This is a genomic window from Eggerthella sp., from assembly GCF_048329335.1.
Classification (GTDB): domain Bacteria; phylum Actinomycetota; class Coriobacteriia; order Coriobacteriales; family Eggerthellaceae; genus Eggerthella; species Eggerthella lenta.
The window spans coordinates 1-10,780 of the sequence record NZ_DBFEGU010000222.1; the positions used below are offsets into that span (position 1 = coordinate 1).

The 10,780-nt window shown below is 61.9% G+C and carries 7 protein-coding genes; 3 read left to right on the plus strand and 4 right to left on the minus strand.

Annotated elements, in window-relative coordinates; all coding sequences use genetic code 11:
- On the minus strand, nucleotides 1–1,564 hold a 1,564-nt coding region (locus tag ACMO6A_RS07290), incomplete at its 3' end, for an ABC transporter ATP-binding protein (RefSeq protein ID WP_418471009.1).
- Nucleotides 1,561–3,435: an ABC transporter ATP-binding protein gene (locus tag ACMO6A_RS07295; RefSeq protein WP_015761534.1), complete on the minus strand. Its 1,875-nt coding sequence runs from the start codon at nucleotides 3,433–3,435 to the stop codon at nucleotides 1,561–1,563. The genes ACMO6A_RS07290 and ACMO6A_RS07295, both read right to left, overlap by 4 nt.
- 248 nt (nucleotides 3,436–3,683) lie before the next feature.
- On the opposite strand from ACMO6A_RS07295, the gene ACMO6A_RS07300 reads away from it, so the two are divergent.
- Nucleotides 3,684–5,102: an MATE family efflux transporter gene (locus ACMO6A_RS07300; RefSeq protein WP_015761535.1), complete on the plus strand. Its 1,419-nt coding sequence runs from the start codon at nucleotides 3,684–3,686 to the stop codon at nucleotides 5,100–5,102.
- A gap of 167 nt (nucleotides 5,103–5,269) precedes the next feature.
- Here the strand turns inward: ACMO6A_RS07300 and ACMO6A_RS07305 are convergent, their stop codons facing one another.
- The gene (locus ACMO6A_RS07305) at nucleotides 5,270–6,934 is read right to left on the minus strand and encodes an ATP-binding protein (protein ID WP_015761536.1); all 1,665 of its coding nucleotides are present in this window, start codon (nucleotides 6,932–6,934) and stop codon (nucleotides 5,270–5,272) included.
- Between the two features lie 159 nt (nucleotides 6,935–7,093).
- Entirely contained in the window at nucleotides 7,094–8,554 is a 1,461-nt protein-coding gene (locus ACMO6A_RS07310; protein ID WP_015761537.1) for a GntR family transcriptional regulator, read from the minus strand.
- Between the two features lie 269 nt (nucleotides 8,555–8,823).
- Here ACMO6A_RS07310 and ACMO6A_RS07315 point away from each other — a divergent pair, with 269 nt between their 5' ends.
- Nucleotides 8,824–9,078 (plus strand): hypothetical protein, encoded by a 255-nt coding sequence (locus tag ACMO6A_RS07315; protein ID WP_015761538.1) that lies wholly within the window; start codon nucleotides 8,824–8,826, stop codon nucleotides 9,076–9,078.
- Between the two features lie 446 nt (nucleotides 9,079–9,524).
- A partial coding sequence (locus tag ACMO6A_RS07320) for an MFS transporter (RefSeq protein ID WP_418471010.1) occupies nucleotides 9,525–10,780 on the plus strand: 1,256 nt, incomplete at its 3' end.

The following is a 10,780-nucleotide window of genomic DNA, read 5'->3' on the forward strand; positions in this document are numbered from 1 at the left end:
CTATGGCGATGACCGTGCGATCGCGCGCCAACTCGTGCATAGCCTCCACGATGGCCGCTTCGTTTTCCGCATCGAGCGCGGCCGTGGCCTCGTCGAACAGCACGATGGGCGAGTCCTTCAGCAAAGCGCGCGCGATAGCGACGCGCTGGCGCTCTCCGCCCGAAAGGCGGCAGCCTCCCTCGCCCACGGGCGTGTCCCATCCCTGCTCCAGACGGGCGGCCACCTCGTCAAGGCGCGCGACGTGCGCGGCGCGGCGCACCTCCTCGGGCGTTGCGTCGGGGCGCCCCGCCAGCACGTTCTCCTCGATGGTTCCGTCGAACAGGTACACGTCCTGGAACACGAGGGATATCTGCTGCATGAGCTCGTCGGGACGCATGTCGCGCACGTCCACCCCGCCGATCGAAACGCTGCCCTCGGAAACGTCCCAGAAACGCGCGACCAACCGCGTCAGCGTCGTCTTTCCCGAGCCGGAAGGGCCCACTAAAGCGGTCAGGCTGCGCTCGGGGCACGTCAAGCTCACGCCTTGCAGCACCGGACGGGATTCCTCGTAGGCAAAGCCCACGCGATCGAACACCACGCTGGATCCGCAAGGAACGCGGGGGTTGCGGGTTTCGGGCAGAGGGGGCGTCTTCAATATCCCCTCGGACGCGTCCAGCGCGTTCTTCGCCACGCGCAGCGCCATCCCCTGCGACCCGATGAGCGTCAAAGGATCGACCAGCCTCAAGGAGAGCACCGCTACGAACACGTACGATGCCACGTCGATCTGGCCCCAGGCCAAAAGAGCCGTGGCCGTTGCGAACACGACGGCGAACACGACCTGGATCAGCATCGTGTAGCGCGCCACGGGTGCCGATGCCATGCGCAAGGTGGCAACCGTCGCCGCACGGTCCCGCTCGATGGCCTGCTGCAAAGCGTCCCAGCCCTCCACCGAACGCTTCGTCGCGCGCAAAACGGGCTGAGCGTGCGCGAACTCCAACACCCGGGCCGCCACTTCAGCGTTCGAGAGCTCCTCCTGCCTATGGCCTTCGCCTGCGGCCTTCGCCATGGCGCGCGAAGCCCACAGCAGCAGCGGAGCCGCAATCACGAACACCAGGCCGATGCGCCAATCCACGAACAGGAACAACACCACCACCGCAGCCGGCGTGGTGACGGCGATCACCATCTGGCGCAAAAACGTGCTAGGCACGTCCATGGCCATCTGCAGCTCCTTGGTGAGCAGAGCCGCAACCTGCCCCGAGCGCTCTTTCGTGAACCACCCCAGCGGCAGGCGCACGATATGGTCGCCCAAGGCGTCCTGCAGCGCATGGCAGATCTGCTCGATGCCGATATAGTAGCCGCGATTGTCCGCGAAAAAGCCGATCACGGAATGCAACAGCGCCAGCGCCGCAGCCAGCGCCACCAGATACCCCGCCGCAACGTAGTCGCCCGCTATCAGCGAGCGCAGCAGCGGAAGCAGCGCCACGTACACGGCCGCCTCCGCCAGGCCGCACAGCACGTACAGGAAAGCCTGCGTCTTCACGCCGGTCGGCCGCCCTACCAGATCGTCGATTTGGGTCGTTATCATCGTTCCTCGCTTTCGCGCGAATCGGCACCGTTCGGCTCCGCTTCGCCATCCGCTTCTTGCGGCCCCGCGGCCGCGCCGCGCATCGCGGCTCCTTCCACAAGTAGCGCCTTTTCCAGCGCATCCACCTGCTGAGATCGCCACAGTGCCGCATAATGGCCGTCGGCCGCCAGCAGTTCCTCATGGACGCCGCGCTCCACCACCTTGCCCCCGACCAGCACTAATATCTGGTCCGCATGCACGATGGTGTCCAGCCGATGCGCGATCACGACGGTCGTCCTGCCTTTCGCCAACGCGTTCAGCGCTTTTTGGATGGCCGTCTCGTTCTCAGGATCCGCATGGGCGGTCGCCTCGTCGAGCACGAGAATAGGCGCATCTTGGACGATGGCGCGCGCGATGGCCACGCGTTGCGCCTCGCCGCCCGACAGATCCGAGCCTTCGCTTCCCAGCACCGTGTCGTAGCCTTGCGGCAACTCCATTACGCGATCGTGAATCTGGGCCTGGCGCGCGGCGGCCTGCACCTGCTCGTCGGTGGCACCGGGACGGCCCAAACGGATGTTGTCCGCGATGCTCGCTCGCAAAAGCATGCTGTCCTGGAACACCACGGCAACACGCGAAAGCACCTCGCCGGAGGCCATCTGGGGAAGCTCCGTTCCGTTCATGCGCACCGACCCTGAAACGGGATCCCAGAAGCGAGGGATCAAGCGGGCGAGCGTCGTCTTGCCGCTGCCCGAATCTCCCACGAGGGCCGTCACCGTTCCCGGCTCCAACGCGACGTCGACGTCTTGCAGCACGAAAGGCAGGTTCTCGCCGTACGCGAACGCCACGCCCTCGAACTCCATGCACACGGGTCCTTCGGCCGCCGGGCGAGGCCGCTCGGGTTCGGCCAACGGAGCCACGTTGAGAACGGAGGCCAGATGGTCGGCGGCCTGCAGCGACATCTGCAGCATTCGAATGCTTCGAAACAGGTTGACCAGCCCCGCGGGAATTCCCACGCCCAACACCAGAAAAGGGACGCACCGCTCCAAAGGCAAAACGCCGTTCGCGACGAAGGCCAGCGTTGCAGCCAGCAGAACCACCAGCATTGCTCCCGGCGAGAACAAGGCCGACACCCAGCTGAACGCGTTGCCATTGCGCTTCGTCCACACATAGCACGCTTTCGCCAGCTCCTCGGTAGCCGCCCGGTACCGTGCGCCCGCACGGCTTCGGGAACCGAAGGTCTTGATGACGGCGATGCCCTCCACCATCTCCACCGCAGCGGAGGAAACCTCCACCATCGCTTCGTTGAACCTCTTGTTGAGAGGACCGAAATCCCTCATCATGAACGGCCACGCAACGCCTATCACCACGACGAAGTACGCCACCAGAAGAAGGGCGAAGCGAACGTCCACCGTGAACAGGTACACCAAGGGGATCAAGGGCGAGAGCAGCGCGGCGGTCACGTCGACCGGCGCATGCCCGACCGATTGATGCAGGTTGAGAACGTCATCGGTGGCAGCTTGCTTCACCTGCGCCGAGCTGTTGTCGTTGAACCATCCCAGCGGAATCTTCCCCAAGTGCTCTATCAGCACGGTGCGCACGTGAACGCGAAAATCGGCGTCGGCGTAATGACAGCGGCCGGTGGCCATGCTGAACAGCATCCTTCCCGCCGCCGCGCCCGCGACGGCGACCAGAACCCACATCGCCAGCACGTCGGACGGGGGAACGCCTTCCGTGATGGACAGCTGGGCAACGCGCGCGATTGCGAGATAGGGGACGAACTCGCACGCCGACGACAAGGCCGCGATGGCGACGTTGCCTATGATCCTCCCTTTCACCGGCTCGATCAGACGCAGATACGTGCGCCGAGCGGCGGCACTGTCGACAGATTCCATAAGCGGCACTCTTTTCTCTCTCGGAAACAGGGGCGGCGGCGGGGCAAGCCGGCCGATGTGCAGATGTTAGCCATAGCTAACTTCAAGAAATGATTTTGGGGATTTCACCACATAATCTACATACATTCTTATTCCGCACTTGCATGAGTCGGAAACAACAAGTAAGTTAGACATGGTTAACATATAGCGAGCAGACCCGCTCCCGACGTTCGGGCGGCTTATGCCCGACAAGGAAAGCGAGGAAACTCATGGCTCGACAGGTTCTACAGCAAGACAAACGCGCGCTCATGCTCACGCAAACGCCCGGCAAGCTCATGATGTCGCTCAGCCTGCCTGCCATCGTCGGCATGGCGGTCATCGGGCTGTACACGTTCATGGACGCCGTGTACGCAGGACAGCTTATCGGGATGGAGGCCATGGGAGCCGTGGCCGTGGCCTACCCGTTCACGTTCATCAATTCCGGCGGCGCTTCGATGATCGGCATGGGGTCGGCCTCGGTGCTGTCGCGCGCCATCGGCGCGAAAGACCAGCGCACCATCGACCAGGTGATGGGCAACCTCGTGGTCATGAACCTGGTGCTGTCGCTCACCGTCACGATCGTCGGCACGGTGTTCGCGCGCCCGCTGCTGGCCCTCACCGGCGCACAGGGGCAGGTCCTCGACCTGGCCGAATCCTACCTGCGCATCATGCTCGTCGGCAGCCTGTTCGTGAACTTCGCGCAAAGCTCGAACATGGTCATGCGCGGCAAAGGCGAGCTGGCGCGGGCCATGGCCATCATGGGAGGAGGCGCCGTCCTCAACATGGTGCTGGCCCCTCTGTTCATCCTGGCCCTGCGCGACCAAGGGCTCGGCATCCAGGGGGCGGGCTGCGCCACGGTGATCACGCAGATGATCCAAGCGGGCGTCATGCTGTGGTGGTTCGTCAAGCGCGAGAAGACGGCGCGTATCGTCCGCGTGGCCGTTTCGCCCGCGATACTCCCCGAAGTGCTGAAGGTGGGCGCGTCCGCCATGCTCATGCAGGTGCTCGTGCTGGTACAGCAAGCCATCGCCTACCGCGCGGCCGCCGCATGGGGCGGCGCGGAATGGCAGGTGCTGCTGGGAGCTGCGCTGCGCATCCAGGCGTTCGCCTTCATCCCTTTGTGGGGCATGAGCAACGGCCTGCAGCCCGCGGCCGGAACGAACTACGGCGCCGGACTCTACGGTCGCGTGCGCAAGCTGACGATCGTCTTCTGCCTGGGCTCGATGGCGCTGGCGCTGCTGTTCTGGGTACCCGCGATGCTGGCGCCGGAAGCCACGCTGTCGCTGCTCGTCTCCGACCCGGCCGTCGCCGCGATGGGCGCCGACGATTTCAGGGTGTTCTTCTCCACCTACCTGGTTGCAGGCCCCATGGTCATGGGCATCACGCTCTTGCAAGCGCTCGGACAAGGCGGCAAGGCGGCGATCCTCACGTTCGCGCGACCCGTGGCTCTGTTCGTCCCACTCGTGCTGATCCTGCCGAACGTCGCAGGGCTCGGCATCCACGGCGTATGGGCCGCATCGGCCCTGTCCGACGGCGTCATGATCGTGGTGGCGGCGTTCATGGTGGCAAGCGTGATCCGCAACCTGGGAAAGGACGAAGGCTCCGCAGCTGACCGCGTGACCATGGAAGAGGAAGCCGCCCGAGCCTAGCGGGCCGGCGCGCCGCCCTCTTGCCGCTGCCGTCTTGCTCGTGCATCATGCAGGCGTTACCCTCGAAGAGCTGGCAGCGCAACGGTTCTGCGCATACGGCATCACGAGCAAACCGCCCGATGTTTCACGTGAAACATCGGGGTTCGCACGCTGCCCCGTCGCCTCGTTCAGCCGCAAACCTTTCCGAGCACGCATGCAAGCCCGTCTATGTCGACCGGTTTCGCCACATGGGCATCCATGCCCGCATCGAGCGCGGACTTCACATCTTCGGCAAATGCGTTGGCCGTCAGCGCGACGATCTTCACTTCTTCCGAGCGGGCGCTGCTGCAAGCGCGCAGAGCGCGCGCTGCCTCGTAGCCGTTCATCACCGGCATCATCACGTCCATGAACACCGCATCGTAATATCCTGCCGGGTGCTTCGAGAATGCATCGATCGCCTTTTCGCCGTTCTCGGCCCACTCCACTTTCGCGCCGCGGCAGCCGAGAAGCTCTATCAATATCTCAGCGTTCAGCTCGTTGTCCTCGGCCAGGAGAAACCTCTTGCCCTCGAATCGATAGGAGGTGCTCTCCGGCACGACTTCAAGCGGCGGACAAGCATCCGCCGACGAGACGACGCGAAGTTCCAATGTCACGCGAAACGAGCTGCCTCGTCCTTTTTCGCTGTCGACCTCGACAATGCCGCCCATGGCGTCGATCAGCGCCTTCGTTATGGACATCCCCAACCCGGTTCCCTGTATCCGCGCGATAGACACCTCTTCGCTGCGCTCGAACGGATCGAAAATACGCTCGACGAATTCCGGCGACATGCCCATGCCGTTGTCGGTTATCGTGAAAGCAACGCTCGCATAGCTGGGCCGCGTTTTCGCCAGCTCCTGCACGACGAGGGCTATGGAGCCGCCCTCCTGCGTGTACTTCACCGCATTGGACGCAAGGTTCAAAAGGATCTGGCTTATGCGCAGCTCGTCTCCCGAGAACGCCTTATGCTTCATCTTCGAGCGATCGATGCGCAGCTCTTGACTCTTCGCCTGAGCCTGAGGACGGATGATGGCCTCTACCCCGCCCACGACGTCATCGATGTCGAACCGACGCTCCTGAAGCTCCATCTGCCCGCTTTCGATGCGCGACATGTCCAGAACGTCGTTTATAAGCTCCAGCAAATGACGAGACGACGCGGTGATGGCATCGAGGCAACCGGCTATCTTCTCGCTGGCCTCGCCGCTTTCCCGTGCGATCTTCGTCATGCCCACGATGGCGTTGATGGGCGTGCGTATGTCGTGCGACATGTTCGCAAGGAACTGGCTCTTCGCCTCGTTCGACGATCGTGCGATATCGAGCGCCTGCTCGAGCATCAAACTTCCTTTTTGCTCGTTCGTGCGATCGGACAGCACCAGCACGTACTTATCCACCCCTTTGATGGATTCCCGGTACAACGTTTCCTGGTACCAGCGACGCTCTCCTGTGCGCGCTTGAATGCGCTCGCGAAACACTTGAAGGCACTCGCCCTCTTCCAACGACGCAATGTCATCGATTCGAGGGTCGGACGATGGATCGGCCGCCGAATCCGACAGCGCTCGTATGTTGTTCTTCACCGCTTCGACCGACACGCCCAAAAGCTTCTCCACATTGGGACTGACGTATTCGACCTCGTACGCATCGGGAGAGAACATAACGTAGATATCGTCGGCATTGCGCACCAGCATGCTGAACAGCTGCTCGCGGCTCTCGATGGCCAGCTCCTTCGCATCAGCCCGGCGCCGCACGCGGCGAAGCAGGGTCAGCAAACCCGCCAACCCGAAGATGCGCGTCCAGCGCGCATTCGGCGCTCGCTTCATGCGTCAGCCAATCTCTGAGCCATCGACATCCCCTCGATCAAACCGACCTGCCTGAGTGCAGAAATTGTTATACCTGATCAAACATAGCCTTATTGCATGCGGTGTCAGAGTATAGCACCCTATTGGGAAGGAGGTAAACCGTCGGAGCCCGCCGCGGTCCTAGGGCACGATCGTGCGGTCGACGTCAATCATACCCGCCCTCTCGAGAAACGCGAGCACGGACTGGAGCATAAGGCGGTAATACGCGGTCATCGATTGGGAGAACCCCTCGTCGTCGGCTCTGCGCGCCTGCCCGAGAGCGATGCTTTCGAGAGACGAGAGAGCGGACGCGCTTTCTCGCGAAGCCGCGAACAGCGTAAGGAAGGCTCCCCAGCGCAGCAAATCGTTCAGCTCCCGCAGAATCGTCTGCAATGCGCAAGGCTCCGTGCATTCGATCAAACCCGTTATGAGAGCCTTCGACACCGCCCAATCCCCCTCCTCGACCGCGAGGGCGCGTTCCGCAGAAGAGGCCACCTCCTCCGCATGACCTTGCACGCGGCTCAATGCAGCAGGCAGCACGGCGCACATCATCTGCGCCGCATGGACGTACGTGCCCACATCTCTCTTGAACGAGTGATCTTCCAGCCAGCGCTCGCTGAACGTCGCATTGCCCAACTGCACGCGCGTGCCCAACCCGTTGACGGTGCGCGCGACGCCTATGACGTTGAGCGCGCCGTACGCTTTCTGCACCGTGGAAGCGGAGACTCCATACTGCGCCGACAGCTCGGCGATGGAAGGAAGCAGCTGGCCGTCAACGAATTCCCCCCGAACGATGCGTTCCACAAGATTGCGAGCTATTTGTCCGTGCACGAATTCCAACCCGGCCTTCGCATTCCACGCGTACCCGAACGATCCGATGTCCACGGCGGGGGCATATGCGTTCTCGAGCGCGTCGAAATACGCCCCGACGCGCTGCGCGACGCCGCGATACATGCAACCGAACCGATACTGCACCTCATCAGCATCGCGCAAAAGCAGAGAGGAGAACATCCACGTCATCAAACCCCCGTCGACGTCGACCGCACGCGAGGCAAAAGGGCTTTCGAAACCCGGAACCACCGGCACCAGACCGATGCGCTCCAAGCTTGCGAAGCACGACGTGAACAACGGGTTGCCTGCCTTTGCCACCAGGCCGTGCAAAACAATCGATGCGTGCGATATGCGCCACCCTTCCGATACGCCAGAGCGATCAACGCGCTTCGCATCCTGAGCCAAAGCGAAAAGATCCTCGTCAGAGCAGCATCGAGCGGCTAAGTGGAACAACGGGGGCATGACCAGTTCGAGGGTTCTGTAGCAATCGGCAACCACCTCGCGACGCGCCAGCAGCGCACGGATGCGACCGTCATCCGCGTCATCGGCCGGACGGTACGCCACGACAGCGCGCTTTCGCTCCTCCACGACAATGTACCCGTCGGCCTTCAAAGCACGCTGCACGTCGCGGATGGTTCTGATGCCCACCCGAAATCGATCGCACAAGTCGTGCAGCGACGGCAACGCGTCGCCATAGCGCAGCGCTCCCTGCTCGATGTCGCTGACAAGCTGACGATACACGTACTCGAATAAGGTGGCTTTCTTTTCCAAACCTCTCCTTCGCCGCTTCCATGATGCGGTATTGTACCGCGGCGGCTACCAATCAAGCAGATTGCTTATCGAATGAAGCAGAAAATATTTTATCGGATATCTAATGAAATCCCCGGTCAAACAGCTGCTACGACAACGAGAGGAAGCAAACGAGCACCGATGTCGATTCACCATGCTAAACGTGGTTGACATTAAATGTTTTACCGTCTAAACTACTGGAAGTCGTCATAATTTGACGAATTCACGGGGAATGTTAGGACATGGTGTTGATGTTTGAGCTGAACGTCAAATCCTACATCAAGCGGAACCCACGCTTACGCCAAGCGAAGATGGGTATGCTCATGAGCAAATGGGCTTGGAACCGCAAAGTCTGCCCCCGCCAGTTCAAGCGCTTCTTCTCCAGCTTCACGTTGCCGAAGACTTCCGCGCTGTTCGCCTCGTTCTTGAATACTCGCCGCGTTGCGTATTCCTCCGCAAACTACGGAGACGCCTCGGCAACCAAGCTCTTCATCTTCCTTTCCTAAGTTGGTGCCCCTCGGGGGAAGTGCGCCCTTCGTCGGGTCGCGCTTGCCTTGTATCGTTGTGCCCGAAGTAAGGAGAGAAAGGGGGTGAAGGCAGGACGTTGACGTCCTACCTTCCCGGAGGATCTCCGGATGCCCCTAACAACCGATCCTTCTCACCAGATCGTTGCCAAAAGTATACGAACACCAGCCGATCTCAGCAAGAGTTCGGCAAGCGGTCGCATATTTTCCTCCGATCTCCTATCGGTAGTTAGGTTCCGCATCCCGCCTCCCGGAAGGCGACGCGAAAGTCGAGGGCACGGCTCAGCGTCACTCCACTGAACATCGTTTTCACCAGGACCGCCTCATAGCGGCCAGGGCGAAGCACGGTCTGCGGTGGATATCGATCCGCAAGAATCGTAACTGAATCGCGGACGGTCCCTGCGACCGAACGCACACAGGAGGTAAACATGGCTACCACTACAGCCAAAAAGAAGGGGATCCACTTCGCATGGTTCGTCCTCATCGGCGTTCTGCTGATGATGGGTCTGTGCCGTGGCGGCATCAACAGCGGCATGGGCTTGTTCTTCCAGCCTATCAGCGCCGACATGCACATCGGCGTGGGCGAAGTGGCAATGATGTCGTCCATCTCGGCATTGATCACTATGTTCTGGAGCCCGTTCGCGGGTCGCCTGCTCGACAAGTTCGACATCCGCATCATCACCGTAGTCGCCGTCGCCATCCAGGCGGGCTGCTTCGCCGCGCTGTCGCTGGTCGACGCAGTGTGGGGCTTCTACGCGCTGGCCGGCATCATGGCGTTCGGCTCGGTGTTCGCCACGCAGCTGGTGGGTCCCATGATGATCAACCGCTGGTTCAAGGATAAGAACGGCCTGGCCATGGGCATCATGATGAGCTTCGTGGCCATCTGCTCCGCCGTTCTCTCGCCGGTCGTCGCCTCCATCATCGCATCGAACGGCTGGCGCATGGGCTATATCGTGCTGGGCGTGCTCGCGCTGGTTATCGTGATCCCGGCCGTGCTCATCTGGTTCCGCACGCCCGAGCAGAAGGGGCAGCTGCCCCTCGGCGCCACCGAGGCCGACATCGAAGCCGCCAAGAACGCCGATCCGAAAGCCGCCGCCGAGGCCGCGAAGAACCTGCCGGGCCTCACGTCCAAGCAAGCGCTGAAGACCCCCACGTTCTGGTTCTTCTTCATCTTCATGGTGCTGCTCACCGGAACGCTGGCGTTCGCCTCCATCGTTCCCACCCTGGCTATCGAAGCTGGTTTCGATACCGTGACCAGCGGATTCGCTATGACGGCGTACATGATCGGCACGGCTATCGCCGCCGTCGTGTTCGGCACGATCTCCGACAAGCTGGGCCCCCTCAAGGCCACGATGGTGGCGTGCGCGTGCGGTTTCATCGCCCTCTTGGGCCTCATCTTCTTCCGCACGAACCTGTACATGTTCTTCGGCTCGCTGTTCTTCTACGGCTGCCTGTCCGCCACGCTGGGCGTCATCGGCCCGCTGGTGCTAGGCACGCTGTTCGGCCAGAAGGAATTCGGCTCCATCTACGGCATCGTCATGATGGCCACCGGCATCGGCTCCATGATCCTCATCCCGGCGTACGGCTTCATCTACGATGCGACGGGCAGCTTCACGCCCGCCCTCATCATGATCTTCTGCTTCATCGTCGTCTGCCTGATCTCCATGATCATGGCCTTCAAGAC

What these genes read in the sequence shown, in the direction of transcription:
- ACMO6A_RS07295 (WP_015761534.1), bottom strand. Translation starts at nt 3,435, where the DNA reads ATGGAATCTGTCGACAGTGCCGCCGCTCGGCGCACGTATCTGCGTCTG.
- ACMO6A_RS07300 (WP_015761535.1), top strand. Translation starts at nt 3,684, where the DNA reads ATGGCTCGACAGGTTCTACAGCAAGACAAACGCGCGCTCATGCTCACG.
- ACMO6A_RS07305 (WP_015761536.1), bottom strand. Translation starts at nt 6,934, where the DNA reads ATGAAGCGAGCGCCGAATGCGCGCTGGACGCGCATCTTCGGGTTGGCG.
- ACMO6A_RS07315 (WP_015761538.1), top strand. Translation starts at nt 8,824, where the DNA reads ATGTTTGAGCTGAACGTCAAATCCTACATCAAGCGGAACCCACGCTTA.